The 25106-nt window shown below is 66.5% G+C and carries 21 protein-coding genes; 4 read left to right on the top strand and 17 right to left on the bottom strand.

What is annotated here, in order from left to right:
* Positions 1-12 precede the first annotated feature (12 nt).
* Genes K7G81_RS15170 through K7G81_RS15225 form a run of 12 tightly spaced genes read right to left on the bottom strand, consistent with a single transcriptional unit; the run spans position 13 to position 11273 of the window.
* A complete protein-coding gene (locus tag K7G81_RS15170) occupies positions 13-294 on the bottom strand; it encodes a cytochrome C oxidase subunit IV family protein (protein WP_223031664.1) in 282 nt (93 codons plus the stop codon).
* Positions 291-920 carry a cytochrome c oxidase subunit 3 gene (locus tag K7G81_RS15175; protein WP_223031665.1) on the bottom strand — a complete coding sequence of 210 codons (630 nt, stop codon included), beginning with the start codon at positions 918-920 and terminating at the stop codon, positions 291-293. Before K7G81_RS15175 ends, K7G81_RS15170 begins: the two co-directional genes overlap by 4 nt.
* Positions 920-2590 carry a cytochrome c oxidase subunit I gene (gene ctaD / locus K7G81_RS15180; RefSeq protein ID WP_223031666.1) on the bottom strand — a complete coding sequence of 557 codons (1671 nt, stop codon included), beginning with the start codon at positions 2588-2590 and terminating at the stop codon, positions 920-922. Before ctaD ends, K7G81_RS15175 begins: the two co-directional genes overlap by 1 nt.
* A complete protein-coding gene (gene coxB / locus K7G81_RS15185) occupies positions 2587-3510 on the bottom strand; it encodes a cytochrome c oxidase subunit II (protein WP_223031667.1) in 924 nt (307 codons plus the stop codon). The genes ctaD and coxB overlap by 4 nt, the downstream gene beginning before the upstream one ends.
* Positions 3500-4294, bottom strand: coding sequence for an SCO family protein (locus tag K7G81_RS15190; RefSeq protein WP_223031668.1), 795 nt, complete (start codon positions 4292-4294; stop codon positions 3500-3502). The genes coxB and K7G81_RS15190 overlap by 11 nt, the downstream gene beginning before the upstream one ends.
* Positions 4291-4611 (bottom strand): hypothetical protein, encoded by a 321-nt coding sequence (locus K7G81_RS15195; protein ID WP_223031669.1) that lies wholly within the window; start codon positions 4609-4611, stop codon positions 4291-4293. The genes K7G81_RS15190 and K7G81_RS15195 overlap by 4 nt, the downstream gene beginning before the upstream one ends.
* Positions 4595-5539 (bottom strand): hypothetical protein, encoded by a 945-nt coding sequence (locus K7G81_RS15200; RefSeq protein ID WP_223031670.1) that lies wholly within the window; start codon positions 5537-5539, stop codon positions 4595-4597. The genes K7G81_RS15195 and K7G81_RS15200 overlap by 17 nt, the downstream gene beginning before the upstream one ends.
* The gene (locus K7G81_RS15205) at positions 5536-6027 is read right to left on the bottom strand and encodes a c-type cytochrome (protein ID WP_223031671.1); all 492 of its coding nucleotides are present in this window, start codon (positions 6025-6027) and stop codon (positions 5536-5538) included. The genes K7G81_RS15200 and K7G81_RS15205 overlap by 4 nt, the downstream gene beginning before the upstream one ends.
* Positions 6024-6542, bottom strand: a complete 519-nt coding sequence (locus tag K7G81_RS15210) for a quinol:electron acceptor oxidoreductase subunit ActD (RefSeq protein ID WP_223031672.1) — start codon at positions 6540-6542, stop codon at positions 6024-6026. Before K7G81_RS15210 ends, K7G81_RS15205 begins: the two co-directional genes overlap by 4 nt.
* The gene (nrfD, locus tag K7G81_RS15215) at positions 6539-7900 is read right to left on the bottom strand and encodes an NrfD/PsrC family molybdoenzyme membrane anchor subunit (RefSeq protein ID WP_223031673.1); all 1362 of its coding nucleotides are present in this window, start codon (positions 7898-7900) and stop codon (positions 6539-6541) included. Before nrfD ends, K7G81_RS15210 begins: the two co-directional genes overlap by 4 nt.
* Positions 7897-10614, bottom strand: a complete 2718-nt coding sequence (locus K7G81_RS18075) for a molybdopterin dinucleotide binding domain-containing protein (RefSeq protein ID WP_223031674.1) — start codon at positions 10612-10614, stop codon at positions 7897-7899. The genes nrfD and K7G81_RS18075 overlap by 4 nt, the downstream gene beginning before the upstream one ends.
* The gene (locus K7G81_RS15225; RefSeq protein ID WP_223031675.1) at positions 10611-11273 is read right to left on the bottom strand and encodes a cytochrome c3 family protein; all 663 of its coding nucleotides are present in this window, start codon (positions 11271-11273) and stop codon (positions 10611-10613) included. Before K7G81_RS15225 ends, K7G81_RS18075 begins: the two co-directional genes overlap by 4 nt.
* Positions 11274-11574: 301 nt before the next feature.
* Between K7G81_RS15225 and K7G81_RS15230 the strand changes: the two genes are divergently transcribed.
* The 3 genes from K7G81_RS15230 to K7G81_RS15240 all read left to right on the top strand — a co-directional run bounded on the left by K7G81_RS15230 (position 11575) and on the right by K7G81_RS15240 (position 14644).
* On the top strand, positions 11575-13404 hold the full coding sequence (locus K7G81_RS15230) for a copper resistance system multicopper oxidase (RefSeq protein ID WP_223031676.1): 1830 nt from the start codon (positions 11575-11577) through the stop codon (positions 13402-13404).
* Entirely contained in the window at positions 13401-14288 is an 888-nt protein-coding gene (locus tag K7G81_RS15235; RefSeq protein WP_223031677.1) for a copper resistance protein B, read from the top strand. The genes K7G81_RS15230 and K7G81_RS15235 overlap by 4 nt, the downstream gene beginning before the upstream one ends.
* A 71-nt stretch (positions 14289-14359) precedes the next feature.
* On the top strand, positions 14360-14644 hold the full coding sequence (locus tag K7G81_RS15240; RefSeq protein WP_223031678.1) for a hypothetical protein: 285 nt from the start codon (positions 14360-14362) through the stop codon (positions 14642-14644).
* Positions 14645-14725: 81 nt separating this feature from the next.
* On the opposite strand, the gene K7G81_RS15245 is transcribed toward K7G81_RS15240, so the two are convergent.
* From K7G81_RS15245 to K7G81_RS15265, 5 genes are read right to left on the bottom strand one after another with little or no spacing between them, the layout of a single operon-like run.
* Entirely contained in the window at positions 14726-17773 is a 3048-nt protein-coding gene (locus K7G81_RS15245) for an efflux RND transporter permease subunit (protein ID WP_223031679.1), read from the bottom strand.
* On the bottom strand, positions 17770-18801 hold the full coding sequence (locus K7G81_RS15250; protein WP_255587119.1) for an efflux RND transporter periplasmic adaptor subunit: 1032 nt from the start codon (positions 18799-18801) through the stop codon (positions 17770-17772). Before K7G81_RS15250 ends, K7G81_RS15245 begins: the two co-directional genes overlap by 4 nt.
* Entirely contained in the window at positions 18789-20135 is a 1347-nt protein-coding gene (locus K7G81_RS15255) for a TolC family protein (protein WP_255587121.1), read from the bottom strand. The genes K7G81_RS15250 and K7G81_RS15255 overlap by 13 nt, the downstream gene beginning before the upstream one ends.
* The gene (locus tag K7G81_RS15260; protein WP_223031680.1) at positions 20132-21484 is read right to left on the bottom strand and encodes a HAMP domain-containing sensor histidine kinase; all 1353 of its coding nucleotides are present in this window, start codon (positions 21482-21484) and stop codon (positions 20132-20134) included. The genes K7G81_RS15255 and K7G81_RS15260 overlap by 4 nt, the downstream gene beginning before the upstream one ends.
* Positions 21477-22154 carry a response regulator transcription factor gene (locus tag K7G81_RS15265; RefSeq protein ID WP_223031681.1) on the bottom strand — a complete coding sequence of 226 codons (678 nt, stop codon included), beginning with the start codon at positions 22152-22154 and terminating at the stop codon, positions 21477-21479. Before K7G81_RS15265 ends, K7G81_RS15260 begins: the two co-directional genes overlap by 8 nt.
* Positions 22155-22484: 330 nt before the next feature.
* Between K7G81_RS15265 and K7G81_RS15270 the strand changes: the two genes are divergently transcribed.
* Entirely contained in the window at positions 22485-25049 is a 2565-nt protein-coding gene (locus K7G81_RS15270) for a TonB-dependent receptor (RefSeq protein ID WP_223031682.1), read from the top strand.
* Positions 25050-25106: the final 57 nt, after the last annotated feature.

The raw sequence follows: 25106 nt of genomic DNA on the forward strand, positions 1-25106 counted from the left end.
ACTGGGCACGGGCTATCGGGTCAGGAAATCGGCGAAAGAGAACAGGAAGAGGAACGACGCCCAGATCACGCCGACCAGCGCCGCCAGCCGCACGATCGCTTCGGCTTTTCGCAACTGCATGAAAAACAGCACGATCAGCGCGCCCTTGGCGGCGGCGATCAGCAAGCTGATAATGGGCTTGATCGGGACGTGGGGCAGATAGGCATAGGTCGCGGTAAGGCCGAGCAGGATGCACAGCCCCAGCCAGATACGCAGCGGTGCGTAGATCAGGTGGCGGCGTTGCTCGGGCGTCATGGCCGGCCGACCAGATATAGCAGCGGGTAGAGGATCACCCAGACGATGTCGACGAGGTGCCAATAAAGCGCCGTACCTTCCGCGGTCGTCGCATGAGGCGCCAGATCGCCGCGGCGATCGATCCACAGCAGTCGCCCGACGACGCCGAGGCCGATGGTGAGGTGAATCGCGTGCGTCACCGTGACCGTCCAGTAAAAGGCCCAGAATTGCGCGGCGGGGCCTTGTTCGAGCTTGAAGTGCGGGCCGGGGATCAGATGCTCGCTGATATCCTTGCGATATTCGAAGCCCTTCACCACCAGGAAGGCGAGGCCGAAGCCGATCGTCGCCCACAGCATCCAGCGCGCCAGCCGCACCAGCCCTTCTTTGGTTGCGCGCTCGGCGATGGCCATCGTCAGGCTGGAGGTCATCAGGATGAAGGTGTTGGCTGACCCGAACCAGATGTCGGTTTCCTTCGCGCCCGCGCTAAACGCTTCGCCGCCGTGCCAGCGCGCATAGGCATAGAAGAGGAAGATGCCGCCGAAGAACAGGCATTCGGTCGCCAGGAATGACCACACGCCGAACGGCACCGCGACCTTCTGTCGTGCTGCCGTTTCGAACGGTTCGTGAATGATGATATCGCTCGACATCACGGCACCTGCGGTGCTTGCGCCTGCTCGACCTCATGCGGCGTGCTATCTTGTGGGTGATATTTGTAGGGGCCGTCGGTGACCACCGGCGTCCGATCGAAATTCTCCTTGGGCGGTGGCGAACGCGTCTGCCATTCGAGCCCCGTCGCATCCCACGGATTGTCGGGCGCGCGCTGACCTTTGAACAGCGACCAGCCGAGATAGAAGACCGGCCAGGCGTAGCCGAACGCCAGCACCACCGCGCCCATCGACGACATCACATGCCACGGCTGAAACTCGGGCGCGTAGAGATGATAGCGGCGCGGCATCCCCATCCAGCCCATGATGAACTGCGGGAAGAAGGTGAAGTTGAACCCGAAGAACATCGAGATCGCGGCGAATTGTGCCAGCCGCTCGGAATACATGCGGCCGGTGATCTTGGGCCACCAGAAGTGCAGCCCGCCGAAGAATGCCGAAACCGAACCGCCGACCATGATGTAGTGGAAATGCGCGACGACGAAATAGGTGTCGGTGAGGTCGACGTCGATCGGGATCGATGCGAGGAACAGGCCGGTCAACCCGCCGATCGTGAACAAGCCGATGAAGCCCAGCGCGTAGAGCATCGGCGCCGAGAAGCGGATCTGGCCGCGGTAGAGCGTGCCCGTCCAGTTGAATACCTTGATCGCGCTCGGCACCGCGATGACAAAGGAGAGGAACGAGAAAACCAGGCTGGCGAACGCCGACTGGCCCGAGACGAACATATGGTGGCCCCAGACCATGAAGCCGATCACCGCGATCACCACCATCGCATAAACCATGAACTGATATCCGAAGATGCGGCGCCGCGCCTCGCAAGTGATGATTTCCGAAACCACACCGAACGCCGGCAGCACCATGATGTAGACGGCGGGGTGGCTGTAGAACCAGAACAGATGCTGGAACAGCAGGGGGTCGCCGCCCGAACGGGGATCGAAGATCGGCAGACCGAACGCGCGCTCCGCCACCACCAGCAGCAACGACATCGCCAATACCGGCGTGGCCAGCACCATCACTAGGCTGGTGGTATACATTGCCCAGCCGAACAGCGGCAGCCGCATCCAGGTCATGCCCTTGGCGCGCAGCAGGTGGACGGTGGCGATGAAATTCACCCCCGTCGCGATCGACGAAAAGCCGACCACGAACACCCCCATCGCTGCAAGCAGCACATGGCTGTTCGAATAGAGCGTCGAGAACGGCGTGTAGAAGGTCCAGCCGGTATCGACGCCGCCGGCGATGAGCGCCAGCACGGTCAGCAGCCCGCCGGCGATGAACAGATACCAGCTCATCAGGTTGAGCCGCGGGAAGGCGACGTCCTTCGCGCCGATCATCATCGGCAACAGGAAGTTGCCGAGCGTGGTGGGGATCGACGGCACCAGGAAGAACCACACCATGACGATGCCGTGCAGTGTGAAGGCGCGGTTATATTCGTCATTGGTCAGGAACAGCCCGGTCGGCGAGATCAGCTCGAGCCGGATCAGCGTTGCCGCAATGCCGCCCAGGAAGAAGAAGAAGGTGATCGACATCGCATAGAGGATGCCGATCCGCTTGTGATCGGTGGTCAGCAGCCATGATCGTATGGTGGTGCCGTTCTGGAGATAGCTGGGCGACCGAAGCTCGCGATCGACGATGCCCTCCTGCGTGTTTGGGCTCATTCGACCGACCCTCCGTTCGGCGTCTTCAGATAGGCGATCAGGCGAACGACATCGTCTTCGCTGGCGATCCCCTGATAGCTCGGCATGACCGGCGTATAGCCGGCAACCACGTCCTTCTGCGGCTGCAGGATCGAATCGTGGATATATTCCTCGTCGGCGACCTTGAAGCCGCCGCCTTCCATCGGCTGCCGCCGCCCGAAGATGCCGGCAAGCGAGGGCGCGCGGACTCGCGCCGATTGGCCATGGCAGCCGGTGCAGCCGAGTTGTCGAAACAACTGCGCGCCCTGCTGGGCAAGGGTGCCGTGTTCGTCGACGCCGCGGCTCCAGCGGGCATAGGCCGCGCGCGGCATGACGACGATGCCGCCGGTCATCTTGGAATGATCGGTACCGCAATATTCGGCGCAGAACAGGTGATAGGTGCCGACCTCCTTCGCCTCGAACCATGCCTCGGTGTAACGGCCGGGCAGCACGTCCTGCTTGATGCGGAAAGCGGGGACGAAGAAACTGTGGATGACATCCTGCGAGGTCATCACAAGCCGGACCGGGACGCCGACCGGCACATGCAGCGCATTGATTTCACGCCGGCCGTTGGGATGCTCGAGCTTCCACATCCACTGCTTGGCGACGACATGCACCTCCATCGCGTTCTTGGGCATCTTGTATTGCGCCCCTTGCAGCGCGGCGGCGAACCAGAAGATGAACAGCGCGACGAAGAACGTCGCCGCCGTCCAGCCGATTTCGATCTCGCGAGACACCCATTCGGGAAGCCTCCCGCGCTTCGCGGTCGAGCCGCGCCGGTAGCGGATCGAGAACACGATCAGCAGCGCGCTCACCAGGCTGACGATCAGCACCGACATGCCGACGAGGATCAGCATCAGATGGTCGATGCGCGGCGCAAGGGTCGAGGCTTCAGGCGGCATTGCGGCGCCTCCTCCTGAGCAGCAGCAGAAAGAAAACCATGCCGGCGAGCAGGATCAGCACGCCGCCCGTTTTCAGCCCGACGACGATAGCCTTGCCATACAGTCCGTGCGCGGCGGCGAAGCCGTAGCAGACGGTGGTGATATGCGCGAGAAAACCCTGGTTCTGATCGCTGCCGCCAGCGGCGTAGAGCTCCTTCTTGAGCACCGGCGCGACCAGCGCTGTTTCGGGCAGCAGCTTGGTAAGCCTTCCCTTCGCGTTGAAGATATAGGCCGAGGCATCGTGCGCATATTGGTTGGTGGTCGAATCGTAGACCGCCTTGAAACCGAGCGCTTTTTCGGCCTTGTCGATCGTGTCGGGATCGGCGCTGAGCAGGTGCACGGCACTCTGGATGTCGGGCAGCGCGGAAAGCTGCTTGTCGGCCATCGCGCGTGCCTCGGCGGGGCCGTCGCCGGGATTGAAGCCCAGGATGACGAACGACACGTCCTTGCCGACCTTGAGCCCGCTGTCATGCAGCGCGCCGGCGGTTAGGGTCAGGCCGGGGCCGCAGATGTGGCGACAGGTATAGTCGATGAACAATAGCACCGTAGGCTTGCCCTTCACCAGATCGCCGAGCAGGACCGGCTTGCCATTCCGATCGACCCAGTGGGTATCGTAGGGGATGCGCGCGTCGGCATCGGGGTGGGCGCCAACGCTGGCGATCTGGTTGGGGCTCAACCGGCCGTTGGCATGCGCTGCCAGCGGCGCAAGGCAAAGACCGAGCAAGAGGCATAGGCGGCGGATCATTTGGATGCCTCCGGCCAGCCGGGAAGGCCGCTGCGCAGGATTTGTGCCTTGGCGCGGGCGATCGCAGGATCTTCGGCAACAGGCGGCGCGGGGGTCTCGGCATCGTCCGTCGCCGGCGTGATCGCGGTCTTGAGTCCGGGCGCCGGAAAGGTCTGCGGCTTGATGAACATGGCCGGCCGCAGCGTCGCGTTGAACCACAAGCCGAATCCAAGCACGATGACGAACAGCCCGGACGGGACCGCGAGGCCGATCAGCGCCGGCTTTCGGAAGGGCAACGCCCAGCTTTCCCGCGGATCGTCGTCAGCCGGCTCGGCCATGGCTGTCCTCCCTTGTCTGTCTCCTCGAAAACGCGATCGACCAGCTCACGATCGCGATCGTCACCAGCCCGGCGGCCAGCGCCGCCAGCCATTCGCCGCCGACCAGCCACAGGTTGGCGAGCCACAGTCCCGCCAGGCCGCAGGCGCCGGCAATCCGCCGCCCGCGATCGTCGCGCCACACCGTCAGGCTGACGATCGGCGCAAACAGCCACAGGATCAGCGCGGCGCCCGCCACCAGCGCCATCGGCCCGCCGCGGGCGACGTACCAATCGACCTCGCTTGGCAGATCGGCGTACCATTTTATGAGATAATCCATGAAAATCATGTAGCTGAGCGCCAGACCCATGGCGATCTGCATATAGCTCATGTCGCGCCGGAACCCGGTGGAACCGAGGCCCAGCACGAGCAGTGCGGCACAAGCGCCGCCGACCTGCTCGGCGGTCAGCATCATGCCGATCGATGAGATCGGATGGCCGAGGTCGCCGCCCAGCATCCAGTCGTAGGCGATCAGGCTCACCAGCACCGCATAGAGCGCCAGCGCGATCGCGGCGAAGCTCACCGACACGCCGCGGATCAGCCGATTGGCCACGACTATCAGCGCGCCGACCGCCAGCAGCGCGCGGATCGCGATTAGCCACGGACTGCCCCAGAAGCTCAGGTTGGCCGGCACGTCGACCGCGAATTGCGCGGGCAGGATCGCCAGCGCGACCAGCAGCATCAGCGGCGCGGCGGCTGCCATCGGGCCGAAGGCGTGCCAGTCGGCGCCGACCACGCGGGCGATCAGCAGCATCAACACCGCGCCGAGCACCGGGGCGCTCGCGGTCAGGAAGGCGATCCGCCAGCCGCTCGCCACCGCGGCCGGATCGAGCAGCAGCAGCAGCGCCGCGGCGACCAGCGCGATCGCGCCGATGATCCACGATCGCCTCATCTCGCCCCCTTGCCGGGGCCGGCGACCTGGAGCGTCTTCACATAAGCGGCGATCGCCCAGCGGTCGGCGGGCGCGACGCGGTCGGCATAGCTGTACATCACGCCATAGCCATGGGTGATGACGTCGACGATGTAGCGGGGCGGGGCCGCCTTGAGCCGGGCGGTGTGATAGGAGGGCGGGGCGGGAAAACCGTGCTGGACGACGACGCCGTCGCCGTCGCCGCGGTCGCCGTGGCATACCGCGCAATAGATCTGGTACCGTTGCTGGCCGCGGTCGAGCAGCGCCGCGGTGAGCGGCGGCGGATGCGCGAGCGCCTGCGCGTCGGCGACGTCTGCCTCGCTGATCGTGCCGGCGGGCGGCGGCTGCCGCGCGGGCCCGTGGGGCCACAGGGTCGCGCTGCCCATCCGGTCGTCGCGCGGCTGGTTCTTCATCGACAGGTCGCACCCGCCGAGCAGCGCCAACAGCAGCAGAGGCGCCGCGCCCCTCATGAGTCGACCAGTCGCGTGTGGACCGCACCCGTCTCGGCAAGCAGCGCGATGGCGGCGTTGGCATTGTCTTCGGTGTCGCAGGCCAGCGCGAGGACGAAGCTGTCGAGCGAGGCGTGGAGCATTTCCTCGAAATCGAAGGCGGGATGGTTGAGCCGCGTGAGACGCGCCATCCGGAACAGGGCGACGACGCCGCCGATCGCGCCGGCGAGCGCGAGGAACTCGGTCGCCGGAATCAGGAAGGTCTGCCAGCTGAACAATGGCCGCCCGCCGCTGTCGAAGGGATAGGCGTAGGTGGTGGCGCAGGCGAGCGCGAACAGGCCGATCGCGCCGATGATGCCGGTGATCGCGACGGTCCAGACGATGCGGCCGGTGCCGGGCAGGGCGGGAATGCCCTTGGGCGGGTAGGGGCACCATTCGCCGAGGATCGCGAAGTCGTGCGCCACCGCGCGGGTGCGTGCCCGCACATAGGGGCCTTCGTCGTCGAAGCGGGCGATGGCGACGGCGATGTGGCTCATCGGCGCTCCTCCGCCAGCAATTCACGCGTCTCGTACATCGAGCAGACCGGCAGCAGCCGCGCGAAGATCAGGAACAGCAGCACGAACGCCGCGAGCGTGCCGGCGAGGATCGCGAAATCGACGAAGGTCGCGGAATAAAGCCGCCAGAAGCTCGGCTCGTAGCCGGTCGACAGCGTCTCCATGATGATCAGGATGCGCTCGAGCCACATGCCGACCAGCACCGCCAGGCTGATGCCGGTCAGCGCCCAGGCATTGGTGCGCAGCTTCGGCACCCAGAACAGCTGCGGGATCGCGACGTTGCAGGCGAGCATCGCATAATAAAGCGGCCAATAGGGGCCGGTGAATTCGAAGCCGACGACGCGCAGCTCGTCCGGGTCGCCGCTCCAGAACGCGCTGAACCATTCCATCGCATAAGAGGCGCCCATGACGATCGCGGAGGCGACGATGATCCGCGCGATCGCATCGAAATGGCGGGGCACGATGATGCCTTCCAGCCCCATCGCCCAGCGCAGCGTCAGCGCGATCAGCACCACCATCGCAAAGCCCGAGAATAATGCGCCGACGACGAAATAAGGCGGGAACAGGCTTTCGATCCAGCCGGGCATCATGCTCGCGGCGAAATCGAACCCGACGATCGAATGGACCGAGCAGACCAAGGGCACCGCCAGCACCGCGAGCGCATGGTGCAGGCGATCCTGCAACTGCCACTGGCGCGGCGTGCCCTGCCAGCCCATCGCGAGAAAACCGTAGAAGAGCCGCCAGCCGCGCTTGCCCGGCCGATCGCGCAGCGCGGCGACATCGGGCAGCAGGCCGACATAGAAGAACAGGATCGAGAACAGCAGGTAGCAGACGATCGCCCAGAAATCCCACACCAGTGCCGATCGCCATTGCGGCCACACGCCCATCGTGTTCGGATAGGGCGCCATCCAGTAGAAGTAGATTTGCCGGCCGAGGTGGAGGATCGGGAAGATGCCCGCCATCGACACCGCGAACAGCGTCATCGCCTCGGCGAAGCGGTTGATCGAGGCACGCCATTTCTGGCGGGTCAGCAGTAGCAGCGAAGAGATCAAGGTGCCCGCGTTGCCGATGCCGATCCACCATACGTAATTGGCGATCGGAAAGCCCCAGACGACCGCAGTGTTGTTGCCCCACAGGCCGGGGCCGTAGACGAAGCTGAACCCCATCGCCGCAAAGCCGATAACGGTGATCACGAGGCTGACCGCGACCGCCAGCCAGTATTTTTTGCCCGCCCGCCGGTCCATCAGTGGCGCAAGCACCGTTTCGGTAACGTCGCCCAGCGCGTTGACCGAAGGCAGCGTCCAGCGCCGATCGGTATCTCGGACGTGTGCGGCTGTCATGCCTCGTCCTCGCCGTTGATCGTGCGCGCCAGATAGGTCGTGCGCGGCTTTGTGCCCAAATCCTCGAGCAGGCCATAGTGGCGCGGATCGGCCTTCTTGGCGCTGACGATGCTGTCTTCGTCGGCGATGCTGCCGAAGGTGATTGCCTGCGTGGGGCAGGCGGCCTGGCATGCCGTCACCACCTCGCCGACGGGTGTGTGGTTGGCGTCGGCGTCATGTTCGGCGGCGCTGATCCGCTGGATGCAATAGGTGCATTTCTCCATCACGCCGCGTCCGCGCACCGTGACATCCGGGTTGCGCTGCGCGGTGATCGAGGCGTCGTCGGCGTCGCCCCATACCGAGCGCTCCGAATAGTCGAAGAAGTTGAAGCGGCGGACCTTGTAGGGGCAGTTCGCCTGGCAGGTCCGCGTGCCGATGCAGCGGTTGTAGACCTGCAGGTTGAGCCCTTCGGAATTGTGCACCGACGCCTCGACGGGGCACACCGGCTCGCACGGCGCCTTCTCGCACTGCATGCAGGGCACCGGCTGAAAGCCGCTCGCATCCTTTTCCTCGACATCGTAGCGGTCGACGCGCAGCCAGTGCATGTCGCGGCCCATCGCCATCTCGTCCGGGCCGATCACCGGGACGTTGTTCTCCGCCTGACAGGCAACGACGCAGGCGTTGCAGCCGATGCAGACGTCGGTGTCGATCACCATCGCCCATTGCGGCGCGGCGGCGCCTTTCGCCGGCGGGTTGGGCAGCAGCGAAGGCTCGGGCTTTGGCTTCGGCATCGCCTCGCCGGGGGCGAGGATAGGGAAGATCTTGGCGAGATCGCCATCGAGCACGAACTGCTTCTCGGTGCTGATCGTGGGGCGCCGTTCTCCGGTCGCGGTGATCGCGATGTCGCCAGCTTTAGCAAGCGCCCAGGCGTTGGCGCCGACGCCGTCGGCGACTGCGCCGCTCCGGCTGCGGCCGTAGCCGGTCAGGACCGTGACGACGCCCTTTGCTTGCCCGGCGGTGATGCGAACCGGCAGGCGAATGCTACGGCCGCCGGCGTGGAGGTCAACGATGTCGCCGTCCTTGAGCCCGAGCGCGGCCATGTCGGCACCGTTGAGCCGCGCGCTCGATCCCCACACCTCCTTGGTGATCGGATCCGGGCATTCCTGCGCCCAGGCGTTGCTCGCGCGCCGGCCGTCCCATAAAGTCGGCGAGGGACGCAGTTCGAGTTCAAGGCCGCGGACAGGGGCGACGGTCGGCAGCGCGAGGCCGGCGGCGGGCATCGACCGCGGGGTGCCGGCGCTGTCTGGCACCACGGCCGAGGCGACGGCGGCCGACCATGCCTTGCCGTCGAGCGTGGCCCAGGTCTGGCGCACGCGGCGATGGCTGTCGGCGTCGGCCGCGGGATCGGCGAGCAGCGCCAGCACGTCGCTTGCCGCACGCGTGTCGTAGAAGCGGTCGACCAGCGGCTGGGCGATCGTCGCGGTGCCGTCGGGCGCGCGCCAGTCGTTCCATTCCTCCAGCGGATGGCTGAGCGGCAGAATCCAGTCGGCCGCCTGGCTGGTTTCGGTCGGCAGCATGCTGGCGGCGATCGTCATCGGCGTCCGCTTGATCGCGCCGGCGAAGTCGAGCTCGGCTGGCGCGGCATAGACCGGGTTGGAGTCGAGCACGACCAATGTGTCGATCTCCCCGGCATGGAGCGCCGCGCTGAGCTGGGTTAGGCCCTGGCCCATCGGCGCGTCGCCGCCGATCGGGGCAGCCCAGTCGATCGGCGCCGCAAGCCGGGCGTTGGCCCAGGCCGCGAAGGCATGCATGGCCGGCGGTTGCCGCGGCCCGACCAGGATCATCGCCCGGCCCCGCGCGACGAGTAGGTCGCGTGCTGCATGGGTGGCGAAGTCGTCCAGCGGGGGCGTCAGTCGTCCCGTAATGCCCTCGCCGCCGAGCAGCGTCGCCAGCCGATGACAGAGCCTGGCGAGGTCCGCCGATGTCGCCGGCGTGCGCCGGTCGGCCATCGTGCCCGTGTTGGTGAGCGAGGGCTCGGCGACGTAGAGCCGCGGCGGCGGCCCCGCGCGGCGGCGCGTCGCCCAAGCGCGCGCCAAAGCCACCTGGTCGGGGCCGGGGCCCAGCGGGTCCGCCCCAATCGCGACGACCACGTCGGCAGCCTCGAACCGTGGCCGTGCCAGCATCCGCTTGCCCGTCGCCTGTTCGGCCCCTGCTAGCGCATTGTCGTCGTTGATCGGCTCCCACGCCACATAGCGGAAGCCTGGATAGCGTGCGCGCAACGCCTCGATCATCGCCAGCATGGTCGGCGAGGTGACGCGCCCGGTCAGCAACGCCAGCCGGTTCGATTGCGGCGGCCGGGCGTGGATGGCGCCGGCCGCCGATTGCCAATCCGCGACACCAGGTGGGCCGGTTACAGTCTGCAATCGCTGAGGGTCGTAGAGATCGAGCAATGCTGTTTCGGTGAACAGATCGGTCGCGCCGAGGCTCGCCGGGTGCCCGGCCAACCCTTCGAGCTTGATCGGCCGGCCGTCTGTGACGAGGCCGGTGACGCCGCGGCCGTAGCCGGCAAAGGGAACCGCCGTCGCATAGCGGACGATCGAGCCGGGCAGGGCGTTCTCGGGCTGATTCACATAAGGGTAGATCTTGGCATTGGGCGCCTTGCACCCCGCGACGGAAGCCGCCGCGCCGGCCGCGATCATGCGCAGGATCGCGCGACGGTCAAGGGTCGCGCTCACCGATGACATGTCGAACAATCCGTCAGGTGGCGGCCGTGATGCGCGATTGCCGCCATCGTCTGTCGCGCGAAGGCGCGGTCCGACGCGGTGCGGTCGACATAGGGCGCGCCCTCGAACTCGCGCGCGGGCGAGACGATCCTGTCTTCTGGATCCTTGTGGCACGCCACGCACCAGCCCATGCTGAGCGGCGCCGCCTGCCGCATCAGCGGCATTCGCTTCACGTCACCATGGCATGCCGCACACGGCACCCCGTTGTTCACATGGGCGTGATGATCGAAATAAACGTAATCGGGCAGCCGGTTGACCCGGTTCCACACCAGCGGCTTGCCGCTGACCAGGCTTTCGCGCACCGGCGCCAGCATGTCGGCATCGGTGTAGAGCTGCGAGTGGCAGGTCATGCAGGTGTGCGTCGGCGGCACCACCGCATCGGCCTGCGTCTCGACGCCGGTGTGGCAATAGCGGCAATCGATGCCGAGCTCGCCGGCATGATGCTTGTGGCTGAAGGGAACAACCTGGTCGACGAACCGGCCCTGCCCGGTGACGAAGCCGGACCGGGCGACCGTCGCGCCGATCAGGAAGATCAGGACTGGAGACAGTATGAGCCCCGCCAGCGTTGCGCGCGCTAGCGTGTTCGACGCAGGCGAAAATAGCTGACTCAATGCCCCCCTCTCTTAAGTTGCCGACGCCGCTTTTCCCTTGGGTACCCGAGCAAAGAAACGAGACGGTCTTCAGCTTGTTCCGAAGAAGTTGGCGACGTGGCTGGGTTCGCCGCCTGCGAGGGGGCGACGACCAGCACGGTCGGCGAATCGCCCGCCAGGCCAGCTCAGACGGTCAAGCCGGCGCCATCAGTCACCAGCATCGCAGTGACGAGGCCGAGCGAGGTATGTATGGATTGCTTTGAAATACCCCATAGGGGTATATAACTGGTTCACCTCCAGAACCTTCGGAAACGGATGAGCCATGCGATTCGATAGACGCGACGTACTGGGCGGGATGGCACTTGCCGGATCGGCCTTGGCATTCCCCGCATGGGCGCGCGGCAAGGATTTGAACGGCAACGCGGTTCGCGCCGGCTTCGACCAGGTGAGCGGGACATCGATCGACCTTATTGTTGTACGCGGTCAGCGGACGGTGCAGGGCCGTGCGGGCCACGCCGTCGCGGTAAACGGCAGCGTGCCGGGGCCGCTCGTGCGGCTGCAGGAAGGCACGACAGCGCGCCTCAACATCAGGAACACGCTCGACACCGAAACCTCGATCCACTGGCACGGGTTGCTCGTGCCGTTCCAAATGGACGGCGTGCCGGGAGTGAGCTTTCCCGGTATTCCAGCCGGCGGCAGTTTCACGGCGACCTTCCCGGTGCGACAATCGGGAACCTATTGGTGGCACAGCCATACTGGCTTGCAGGAACAGGCAGGCCATTACGGCCCGATCGTTATTGATCCGGCGGGCGCCGATCCGGTTCGGGCAGATCGCGACTATGTGTTGCTGCTGAGCGAATTCTCGCCGCTTTCACCACACGAGATCTTCGAGAAGCTCAAAAAAGGCGAGGGCTATTTCAACTATCAGCAGACGAGCTGGACCGACGATTATCCCCTCACCAGTGAGCAGCGCCGCCATTGGGCCAGGATGCGGATGATGGCGACCGATATCCTCGATGTGACGGGATCGACCTATACCTATCTCGTCAATGGGCATGGGCCTGAGGAGGGAATGGAATTCGCCTTCAATCCCGGCGAGCGGGTGCGGCTGAGGATCATCAACGGCTCGGCGATGACCTTTTTCAACGTCCGTATCCCGGGCTTGCCGATGACGGTGGTCTCCGCCGACGGGCAGAATGTGCGGCCGATCGAAACGGATGAGTTCCAGATCGGCGTCGCCGAAACCTATGACGTGGTAATCGAGCCGGGAAGCGCCGACGCCTATTCGATCGTCGCGGAGGCAATGGACCGGTCGGGGATGGCCTTGGCGACCTTGGCTTCGCGTCGCGGCGCGCGTGCGCCGGTGCCGCCGCTACGCGATCCGCCGGTGCTCACCATGACGGACATGGGCATGGGCAAGATGGCCATGGGCAAGATGGCCACGGATGGTGATACCGGGATGGCCAAGCCGAACCACGACGGCACACACCATGGCGCCACGGGTCATGGGGCCATGGACCCGGGCGCGATGGGCCACGCCGCCATGGGCATGAGCGGCGGCTCCGATAGTGCGATGGACATGGGCGGCATGTCGATGCGCGACACTTCGAGGCTTCCCGATACCGTCAAGGTCGGCCCCGGTATCGATATGGTTTCGAGGCACCCGATCGACCGGATGGGCGATCCCGGCCTCGGCCTTGATCACGTCGATCACCGCGTGCTGAATTACAAGCAGCTCGCCGCGCTCGAGCCGAACCTGGACACGCGCGCGCCGTCGCGTCTCATGGAAATTCATCTTACGGGCAACATGGATCGCTATATGTGGTCGTTCGACGGGACGAAATTCTCCGCCGTCAGCGATGTCCCGATCCACTTTGCCAATGATGAGCGCGTTCGTGTCAAGCTCGTCAACGATACGATGATGGCGCATCCTATCCATCTGCACGGGCATTTCTTCGAACTGGTCAACGGTGCCGACACCGATCATCAGCCGCGCAAACATACTGTGATCGTGCAGCCGGGCGGCAGCGCTCAGTTCGATCTGACCGCCAACGCTTACGGCGACTGGGCTTTTCACTGCCATCTGCTCTATCATATGCACGCCGGGATGTTTCAAATCGTCTCGGTCGCGGCACCGCGGAATGCGGTATGAAGATGCTGATCGTCCTCGCCGCGGTCGTCGCTGCCAGCCCCGCGCTTGCACAGCAGGCCGGCTCCGGCGTTGCGATGCCGAAGGGTCCTGCGAAGCCCGAACCGATGTCGATGCAGCACATGGACATGGGCGACGGCTCCGCTCAGCCGACGACAACGCCAGACACGGCTACAGATCCGGCGCGCGCGGCCGATGCCGTCTGGGGTGCCGACGCGATGCGCGCCTCGCGCGAAGAATTGCGTGAAGGAATGGGCGGCCAGACACTCGGCAAGGTGATGATCGACCGACTCGAATATCAGGCGCACGATGGCCGTGACGGCTATGCCTGGGAAGGGCAGGTCTGGTATGGCGGCGACATCGACAAGCTGTGGATCAAGAGCGAGGGTGAAGGCACGTTTGGTGGCAAGGCCGAACAGGCGGAGGTGCAGGTATTATGGAGCCATGCGGTGGGCCCCTGGTTCGACGTGCAAACCGGCATACGCCACGATTTCGTCGGCCCGGATCGTACCCATGCTGTAGTCGGCGTCCAGGGTCTCCTGCCCTATGAATTTGAAGCAAATGCTGCAATCTTCCTTTCTGACAAGGGCGATCTGACGGCTCGCGTCGAAGGTGACGTTGACCAACGCATTACCCAGCGCCTGATCCTGCAACCGCGCGCCGAACTGAACCTGTCGGCGCAGGATATTCGCGAACTCGGTGTGGGCGCCGGGCTCGACAAGGCCGAGATCGGCCTGCGATTGCGGTACGAATTTGCGCGCGAATTTGCGCCTTATATCGGCATCTCGCATGGATGGCGTGGGGCAGAGAGCGCGGATTATGCCAGAGCGCGCCGCGACGATGTGGCGACCACCAACTTCGTTGTCGGACTGCGTGCCTGGTTCTGACGCACCCGGGAAAGCTACGTAAAGACGATCGCTTCGCTCGCCGCCTAGATTCAGGCGCGAGGAGAAGTACGATGCAAAAGCTGATCTACGCGTTCGCCGTGGCGGCCGTTGGCGTGTTTAGCGCCGCACCCGCGCCGGTGCTTGCCGGGCAGGATACCTCTGCTGCGCCCGTGCAGATGCACCCTATGCCAATGCACTCCACAGAAGGCCAGATGAGCAATGGCGCGATGATGCAGCAGCGGGGGATGTCCGGCGACATGATGCAGCATTGCCAGGAGATGCAGCAGCAAATGGCCGATCTGCGCAAGCAGATGGATGAGCTGCGCTCTGAGGTGCGCCACAATCATCCCAAGTAGGAGATTGCGGCCGCCGCTCGGCAAATGGCTCGGCTTTGCTCATCGGCAGGCTGACCGAAACGATGCAGGTGTAAGGCCGGGTCACCGCTCCCTGATATTGGCGACCAAATTTCCGAGCGTGATTATCATCGCCGGCAGGAACAGGAGTACAAGCGGTACGGCTGCCGTGAGCCCGAAGATGATCGCCGTGGCGAGGGGGCGTTGCAGGCCTGCGCCGCGGCTGATGCCGAGAGCGAGCGGGGCGAGCGTGAGGATCGCGATCAGCGCCGACATCAGGATGGGCCGAAGCCGTTTGGCGCCGGCTTCGCGTAGCTGGGCGAGGTCGAGGGGGTGCGATCTATCGATCTCGGCGAGGAAGAAGATCACCAGCTCGGTGACCATGCCGACCACCATCGTCAGCCCCATCAGCGCTGAGATGTCGAGCTCGATGCCGGTGATCCACAGGCCGAGCAGCACGGCGGCCGCCGACAGCAGCACGGTGACGATCGCCGAGAGGGTCCAGGCCAGGCGTTCGTAGAGGGACGTCAGCAGCAGCGCCGAGAGCAGCAATGCGGCGGCGAACACCATCGACAGGTCGGCGAAGCTCTGCTGCTGCTGCTGGTAGAGGCCGCCATATTCGACGCGGATCGACGACGGCAGGTGGAGGCCCGCGATCGTCGCCCGCACCGCCTTCATGCCGGAGCCGAGGTCACGGCCCTCGAGCCGCGCGGTCACATCGATGAACGGCGCGAGATCCTCGCGGGTGAGCTGCTTCTGGCCGGCCTCGATCGACACCTGCGCGACCTGCGACACGCGCACGCCGTGGCCGTCGGGCGCGACCAGCACCAGCTGGCCGAGCTGCTCGGCGCGGCTGCGCAGGTCGGCAGGCGCCCGGACGCGGACGGTGACCAGCTGCTCGCCGATCCGCACCTGGGTGGCGGGCGTGCCGCCGATCATCGTCTCGAGCTGGCTGGCGACGCTGTCGGGATCGAGGCCCTGCTGCGCGGCGCGCGCGGGATCGACCTTGATGGCGATGGCGTCGCCGGCGACCCGCAGGCCGTCGACCACCTCGACCACGCCTTGCACCTTGCCGATCGCGTCGCCGACCCGTTTGGCGGCCTGTTCGAGCTGGGCGTCGTCGTCGCCGAACAGCTTGACCTCGATCGGTTCGGGCACCGCGGTCAGGTCGCCGATCAGGTCCTCCATCAGCTGCGCGGTCTCGATGTCGATGCCGGGCACCTTCGCCTGGATGCGCTGGCGGATATCGGCCATCACCGCGTCGATCGGCCGGCGACTGCCGCCCTTCAGGCGGATGAAGTAATCGCCCTCGTCGGCTTCGGTCAGGCCGCCGCCGAGCTGCAGCCCGGTGCGCCGCGAATAGCTCGCGACCTCGGGGGTCGCCATGATCACCTGCTCGATCTGTTTGAGGATGCGGTCGGTGTCGCTGAGCGCCGCGCCGGGCTGCGCGGTGTAGTCGAGGATGAACCCGCCTTCGTCCATCGCCGGCATGAACCCCGACGGCACGTGATGCCACGCGGCATAGCCGAGCACCGCCAGCCCGGCGGCGAGCAACGCCGCGAACAGCCCGGGCCGCGCCATCGAGCGCTCGAACGCGCGATGGTAGCCGTTGCCGATCCGCCCCATGAACCCGCCGGCGCGCTCCGCCGCCTCGGCGTCCTTCTCGCGCAGCCAGTGCGCCGAGACGAGCGGGATGATGAACCGCGCATAGAGCAGCGACAGGCCCAGCGCTGCGACCATGGTCAGCGCCAGCGCCTTGAAGAAGCCGCCGGTGACCCCGCTGATGAACGCCAGCGGCAGGAACACGATGATCGTCGCCGAGGTCGAGCCGAACAACGGCTTGCCCATCTCGCGCGCGGCGCCGAGCAGGCCGCGCACGCCGGTGGCGGTGCCTTCCTGCATCCGGCGCATGATGTGTTCGAGCATCACTACGGCGTCGTCGACGACGAGGCCAACCGCGGCGGCCATGCCGCCCAGCGTCATCATGTTGAAGCTCATGCCGAGCGCGCGCAGGATCAGGCAGGTGCCGGCAAGCACCGCCGGCAGCATCAGCCCGGTGATCACCATCAACCGGCCCGAACGCAGGAACAGGAACAGCACCAGCCCGGCGAGCAGGGCGCCGAGCAGGATCGCGTCGCGCACCGCGTTGGCGGCGCCGGTGACCAGCTCGGACTGGTCGTAGAACGGCGTCACCGTGACGCTGGGCGGCAGGCCGAGGCTGGCGAGCTTGGCGTTGACGTCGTGCGCGATGCGCACGGTGTCACCGCTCAGCGACTGACGGATGTTGACCAGCACCGCGCGCCGGCCGTTCGAGGTGACCGCGGTGAAGTGTGGCTCGACCGAGGGCTTGATCGTGGCGACCTGGCCCAATGTGACCACCCCGGCGCCGCTGCCGGTCGCCGCCTTGACCGGGGTTGCGGCGAGATCGGCCATCGAGGCGATGCGGTTCTGGGCCAGCACCAGGTAGAGCCGGTGCTTGTCCTCGATCCGGCCGAGCCCGCGCACGACATTGGCCTTGCCGAGGGTGGCGGCGATATCGTCGACGCTGACGCCAAGCGCCTGGGCGCGCGCGGGATCGACATCGACCGCGAACTCGCGCGGCGCGCCGCCGAGCACGTCAACCGCGGCGACGCCCTTCACCGCGATCAATGCGGGGCGGATCTTGAGGTCGGCGATCTGGCGCAGCGCCTCCTGATCGAGCGAGTTGGAGGTGAGCGCGATGCCGAGGATCGGGAAGATCGTCGGGTCCGATCGCCGCACGTCGAACCGCGTGCCGGCGGGCAAATCGGGCAGCGTCGTCGCCAGCGCGCCCTGGGTCGCCAGCGTCGCGGCGACCATGTCCTGCCCCCAGTTGAAGTTGAGATCGATCTCCGCCGAGCCGCGGCTGGTGGTCGAGCGGATCTTGGTGACGCCGGGCACGCCGCGCAGCGCCAGCTCGATCGGCCGGGTGATCTGCGCAGTCATCTGCGCCGCGTCGCGCTCGCCGGCGTCGATCGACACGACGACGCGCGGGTAATCGATATGCGGGAACAGGCTGACCGGCATCTTCAGCGCCGCGACCAGCCCGCCCAACGTCAGCAGGATCGCGGCGAGCCACAGGGCGCGCGCATGATCGGCGAGCGAGCGCTTCATCTAGTGCGCACCTTCATGCCGTCTTCGAGCGCGGTGCCGCCCTGGGTCACCACCTTGTCGCCGGCCGCGACGCCCTTGGTGATGGCGATGCGGTCGCCGGTGATCGGGCCGGTGGCGACGTCGTGGCGATGCGCGACCCCGCCGGCGACGACGAACACATAAGGCTGCCCGCCGTCATCGAGCAGCGCGACATAAGGGATGGTCAGGGCCTGGGTGCTCGCCCCCGTCGTCACGATGCCGCTCAGCGTCTCGCCCGCCGCGATGCCTGAGCTGGCAGGCAGCGGCGCGTAGATCGACGCCAACCGGGTCTGCGGATCGACCACCGGATCGACCGACTGGACGCCGACCTCAACGGCCGCACTGCCGTCATCGCTGGTGATGCGGATCGGCGTGCCCGGACGGACCGACCGCGCGACGGTCGGATCGGCGCCGAAATGGCCGCGCAGGTCGCCCAGCCGGGCCAGTGTCGCGACATTGGTGCCGGCCGGCACGAGATCGCCGACCTGGTTGGCGACCGCCTGCACCACCCCGGCAGCCGGCGCCCGCAGGGTCAACGCCCCGGCGCGCCGACGCATCGACCGCGCAAGCGCGTCGGCGCTTTGCGCGGCGGCGCGCGCGGTCTCGACATCGGCGTCGCTGGCCAGCCCGTCGCCGCGCAGCCGCTGCGCGCGCGCCAGCGCCTTGTCGGCCGCCGCCGCGTCCGACGCCGCCTTCGCCAGATCGACCCGCGTGGTCGGGCTCGGGATCAGCACCACCACCGCCTGACCGCCAGACACATGCGTGCCCACCGGCGCCACGATCCGGTTCACCGTCGCCTCCGCCGGCGCCGCCAGCGCCATCACCCCGGACGGCCCCGCCTCGGCCGCACCATATAACGTCACCGTCCTCGTCACCGCGCCCTGCTCGACCGTCCCCAGCGACACCAAAGCCACCGGATCCGACGCGTCATCTGATTGGTCGCTACCGCTCGAACAGGCGGCGACGAGCAGCAGTGGGACGAGGAAGGTCGATCGGATCATTGCGGCCATGTCTGTCTCGGGGTTCCGGTGAGGAGTTCGAGCGCGATCGTCTGTTCGCGGATCGCTTCGTCGGATTGGGCGAGCAGCGTCTGCTGATCGCGCAGGCTCTGCTCGGCGGTCTCGGCGGCCGCGTCGGCGAGGTCGCCGCGGGTCGCCGCGCGGCGCGTCGCCGTCGCATAGCGTTCGAGCGACGGCAGGTTCGCCGCCGCGGCATCGCGCTGCTTGCGCGCGATCGCGATGCCCTCGACCGCGGCGGCGATGTCGGCGCGGGTCTGGAACAGCCGCGCGTCATATTCGGCCTTGAGCTGGGCGCGGGTGGCGCGCTCGATCGCGATGCCGCCGCGATTGCGGTTCCACAGCGGCAGGGTGAAATCGACCGTCGGGCCGAGAATCTTGTTGCCGGTGGTGTCGCGGGTCGCGTCGAGCGTCAGGTTGAGCGACGGGAACTGATCGAGGATCGCCTTGTGGACCGCGGCTTCCTGCGCGGCATAGCCGGCGCGCAGCGCGGCAAGATCGGCGCGCTTGTCCCGCGCGAGCGCGAACAGCGCGCCCGGGTCCGGCGGTGGAGCAGGCAGCGCCGGTTCGGTAAGCTGGAGCTGGGTCGTCGGCGGCAGGCCGAGCAGCTTGTCGAGCTCGCTGCGGGCGGTGGCGAGGCTCGCCTGATCGGTCCTGAGCTTGGTTTCGGCATCGTAGGCCGCGGTGCGTGCAGCCTGCGCGCGATCGGCGGCAATGTCGCCACGGCCGAGCGCATCGAGCGTGTGGCGAAGCAGTGCCTGTTGCGCGGTCAGCGTCTGCTGTTCAAGCGCGACGCTGCGCTGGAGACCAAGGACGCGCACCGCCTGGATACGCGCCTGTCCGGCGGTCTGCCATTCCGCCCAGGCGAGATCGAGCCGCACCTGTTCCGCTTGCGCGCGCGCCTGCTGCAGCTTCACGCCGCGGGTGCGCAGCGCGTTGATGTCGAGCCCCAGCGCCCCGACCAGCTCGGTCAGCGGATCGGGCCCGGACAGGATCGGATGCACGCCGGCGCTGAAGGTCGGATCGGGCAACAGCCGCGCGGCGAATACCTGCGCGTCGGCGACCCCGGCCTTGGCGCGCAATGCCTTCAAATCGGGATTCGCGATCACCGCGATGGTGGCGATAGCGTCGGGATCGAGTGGCGCGGAGAGGTCGATGACGGTCGGCGACAGATACGGTCGCTCGATCCCCGCTGCCGCCCGGGCGAGCGTCGCCGAAGTCGGTGCGTCGAGCACGTCCGGCGTCCCGCTCAGCGGATGCGGCGCATAGCTGGCGCAGGCGGCGAGCGGCAACATCGCCGCTGCCCAGAACAATCCCTTGCTGGTCATTCGGCAAGTCTCGGCAAGACGAGGGTGACGCGCAAGCCGGGCTCGTTGGAGTCGATCGCCACGTCGCCGCCATGCGCGCGCGCGACCGCAACGACGAGGTTGAGGCCGAGGCCGTGCCCCGGCGTGCCCCGGCTGCTGTCGAGCCGGGCGAAGCGCCGCGTGATCAATTCGCGATCGTCGGTGGCGACGCCGGGGCCGTCATCGGCAACCGACAGTCGGATCCAGTCGGCGTTCGCTTCCGCCATGACAACGATATGGGTGCCGGGCGGCGTATGGGTTTGCGCGTTGTCGAGCAGGTTGATCAGCGCCTGGGCGAGCAGTTCCCGATCGCCGTTGAGCGCCAGACCCGGCTCCACCTCGCAATCGATCGAGCGGCCGCCATCGGCGACCGGCGGCGCGTAGCTGTCGCAAAGGTCGGCCACCAGCTCGGTGACGTCGACCCGCGCGAACGTGCGCTTCAGCGCGCCACCTTCGACCTCCGCGATGCGCAGGATCGCCGCGAACAGCTTGAGCAGCTCGTCGCTCCGGGCGATCGCGCGCTTGAGGCCGGTTCGATAGGCGGCGAGATCGCGCGGCCCGTCGAGCGCCTCTTCGAGGCCGCTGCGCATTCGTGCGAGCGGCGTGCGGAGATCATGGGCAACGTCGCTCGATACCTGCCGGAGGTTTTCGAGCAACTGGGCGATGCGATCGAGCATTGCGTTCAGCGCGAGCGCGAGCTGATCGAATTCGTCCTCTCGCGCGCTGATCGGCATGCGCCGGTCGAGATCGCCGGTGACGATCGCCTGTGCCGTCCCGCTGATACGTCCGAGCCGCTTGCGCAGATAGCCGCCAAGCATCAACGCACCCGCCGCACCGACCAGCACCACCAGCACCAGCGCGCCGCTGAACAGCGCAAGGATGGTGCTGTCGATCCGTTCGAGTTCTTCGGGGTCGCGGGCGACGACAAGGCGGTAGCCGCCCGGTAGGTCGGTCGCGAAGGCGCGTGCCGGATCGGGACCTTCCACGGGGTCGTTGAAGATAATGTTGCGGAATCCGGTAAGCGGCCGGGTCGTATCGAGCGCACCGGCGATGCGGCGCCCGGCCCGATCGAACAGCGCATAGCCGAAGCCGTTGGTCGCGCTGCTCACCTCGCGCGCGGCGATCGTTTCGGTGAGGTCGCCAAGTCCCTCGTCGCGGAAATCGGCGACCAGCGCCGCGCTTTCCTCGGCGATCGCGGCATCCTGCTGGCGCCGGAAATCGGCGTCGGCGGCGACGTAGACGATCGCGCCGAGCAGCACGATCGCCAGCGCGAACCCGGCCGAATAGGTAAAGGCTATGCGATAGGCGGCGCTCGCGAACAGCTTAGTCATGCGGCCGCATTCGATAGCCGATCCCGCGCAATGTCTCGATCGGATCATGATCGAAGCCGCGGTTGAGCTTCGACCGCAGCCGGCTCAGGTGGCTTTCGACGATGTTGGTCTGCGGGTCGAAATGAAAGCCCCAGACCTGTTCGAGGAACATCGTGCGGGTGACGACCTTGCCGGCATGCCGCATCAGCACTTCGAGGAGCGCGAATTCACGCGGCTGCAGATGCACCTCGTGGCCACCGCGCCGCACCTCGCGCTTGAGCACGTCGAGCGTCACGTCGCCGACCTCGATCCGCGTCACCACGTCGCTGATCGGCGGCCGTCGGCCGAGCGCGGCGAGCCGCGCGGCGAGCTCGGCGAAGGCGAAGGGCTTGACCAGATAATCGTCGGCGCCGGCGTCAAGACCCGACACGCGATCGGCGATGCCGCCCAGCGCCGTCAGCATCAGCACCGGCGTCGTCACCCCCGCCGCGCGCCACCGCTTGAGAATCTCGACACCGTCGAGGCCGGGCAGCATGCGGTCGAGCACGACCAGATCGAAGGTCTCGGTGGTGCCGACGTGCAGCGCATCCTCACCCGCCCCGACCCGCGAGACGACATGGCCGAGCTCGGTCAGGCCGCGCTCGACGAACCCGGCGGTTTCGGCATCATCTTCGGCAATCAGGATGCGCATCGGCCATCGCGCTCGCGAAACAGGAAGTGACAAGCCCAGCCGCCTTACCCAATGCGGCGGATCGAGGCGTATAAAACTTCCCAATGTTGATGAACAAGCTACGGCGGCGTTCAGGCCAGGATGACCGGGCCGGCGACATTGGGAACATATAATCTAGCTGAACCCGCAGGATTATTCGCGATTTCCTAGCGGGTTGCACTGCCCCGCATCGGCGCCCCGACCGACTGCAATTCAGACGTCACGAACTGGCAACCAGAGCGTCATGATCGGTGCGCAGCCCCCGCGCCGCATGCCGTCCATCCGGGCGAGCCAAAAAAGGGGGAAAGAGCCGTGCCGACCCGAACTCTCCTGTTCCTGACGACCGCGCTTGCCATGACGAGCGCAGCGCAAGCCGCCACGCCGCCCCAGTCGAGCAGCGGCAACGACATCGTCGTCACCGGAACCCGTGAACAGGCGACAGCGCTCAAGAAGAATGCCGCGGTCGTGCTCGACGCGCGATCATCGCAGGAAATTCGCTCGCTGCCCGACGTCAACGCCGCCGAGGCGCTGCAGCGGATTCCCGGCATCCAGATGGAATCGGACACCGGCGAGGGCCGCTTCGTCAACATCCGCGGCCTCGACGCCGATCTCAACGCCGCGACCTATGACGGCGTGCGGCTGACCGCGTCGAACCCGGCGACGCCGCAGGGCGGCGGCCGCGCCGTCGCGTTCGATGCCTTCCCCTCGGGCATGCTGGGGGGCATCGAGGTGATCAAGACGTTGACCCCCGACATGGATGCCGAAGGGCTGGGCGGCGTCGTCAACATCCTGCCGCGCGCCATCCCCGAAGGTAACACCACCGTGCTCGATGCGGAGGGCGGCGTCGGCTACGAGCCATTGCGCGGCACCGCCCGCTATCAGGGCGACATGACGGCCGGGGCCACGTTCGGCGATGGCATGTTCAGCCTGATCGGCTCTTACGCCTATAACGAGGATCATCGCAGCATCGACGATGTCGAGGCCGATTATATCAACGATCCGACCGCCGCGCCGGCGGGCACCGACGCCTATGTCGCCAGCAAGATCTACGACGACCTGCAGCCGCGCCGCTACACCTATCACCGCATCCGCCACGGCTTTTCGGGCGGCTTGACCTTCCAGCCCAGCGACACCACCCAGTTCTACGTGCGCGGCATCCACGCCGGCTATACCGAATATGCCAACAAGCACGAATTCGTGATCAACGGCCTGGCCGACCACGTGGTCGCCGTCGACAACAACAGCGGGGACGTGACCGTCGACAGCGCGTCGCTGCGCGAGAAGGTGATCTCGACCAAGGAAATCGTCCGCAACGACCTGATCGAGGCGGGCGGTCGAACCCAGTTCGGCCGCGGCATCAAGCTCGATTTCCGCGGCGCCTACACCAAGGGCCGCGACGTCTTCCCATACGGCTATTCGACCAACTTCACCGATCCGAACGACGTCACCCTCGTCTATAACAACACCGCCAATCCGCGGGTGCCGACCTTCCACACGACCGACGGCACCGACATCACCGATCCGTCGATCTACACCGATTTCAAGGGCGACAACGGCCCGAGCTACAATAGCGACAGCGAGAAATCGGGGGTGATCAACCTCGCCATCCCGGTCGGCTTCGGCAGCGATGCGGCGATCAAGGTCGGCGGTAGCGTGCGGGCGCGCAAGCGGCTGGCGCACGCCTATGCCGCCGATTTCAACGATCCCGGCCGGAGCTACGCGGCGTTCAGCGGCTTCGGCAACGAGGTCTATTACAACGGTGCCTACAATATCGGCCCATATCCCGATTACAGCAAGGTCGAGGGCATTCCCCAGGGGCCGCTCAGCGAGGACCTGAGCGCGTATGAGGACGATAACGAGAATGTCTATGCCGGCTATGCGCAATATCGCGGCGGCTTCGGGCCGATCTCGGTGGTCGGCGGCGTGCGCGTCGAGGCGACCGACGCGACCTATCGCGCCAACACCGAAGCGGACCTCGCCGACGGCAGCAGCACCTTCACGCTGACGCCGTCGAAGCGGCGCTACACCAACATCTTCCCCGACATCGATTTCCGCTACAGCCCGAATGACAATCTCGTTGTCCATGCCGGCTTCTCGACCGCGATCGGGCGGCCCGGCTTCGACCAGATCACCGCGGCGCGGTCGATCGACGTCGCCAACGACGTCGTCAGCCAGGGCAATCCCGACTTGAAGCCGACGACGGGCAAGAATTTCGATGCCTCGGTCGAATATTACACGGGCCGTGGCGGGATGATCTCGTTCGCCGTCTTCTACAAGGCGTTCAGCAACTACATCATCCCCACGGTGCAGCACGTCGACAGCTATCCCGATCCGCGCCTCGCGAATCCGGCCGGCAAGATCGAGATCGACAGTTTCCAGAATATCGGCAGCGCGCATGCCGAGGGTCTCGAGGCGGCGATCCGCCAGCAATTCCTTTTCCTGCCGGGCTGGCTCAGCGGCTTCGGGGTCGACGGCAACGTCACCCTGGTCGGCTCTCACGGGGCGCTGCATCAGGATCCGGATACCGGCGCGCTCTATTACCACACCCTGCCGCAGACCTCGCCCTTCGCGGCAAATGCGTCGCTCTTCTACGACAAGCATGGCTTCCAGGCGAAGATCGCCGGGTCCTACGTGTCGAAGAACATCTTCGCAGTCGGCGACTCGGTCGCCACGGACGTCTATTCGCAGCCGCGCTTCCGCCTCGATGCCAGTGCCGCGATCGACATTACCCCGCGCATGTCGTTCTTCGTCGAGGCGAAGAACCTGACCAACACCAAGCTGGAGTTCACCCAGACGCCGGACAGCAGGTATCCGATCCAGCGCGAATTCTACAAGCCGGACTATCTCGCCGGCGTCCGTATCCGGCTGGGGCACTGATCGCCACCGGCCATGGCCCGAGAGTGCGCCGGGGCGACGCGAGCCGCCCCGGCACCA

The organism is Hephaestia mangrovi, assembly GCF_019880555.1.
Classification (GTDB): Bacteria; Pseudomonadota; Alphaproteobacteria; order Sphingomonadales; family Sphingomonadaceae; genus Sphingomonas; species Sphingomonas mangrovi.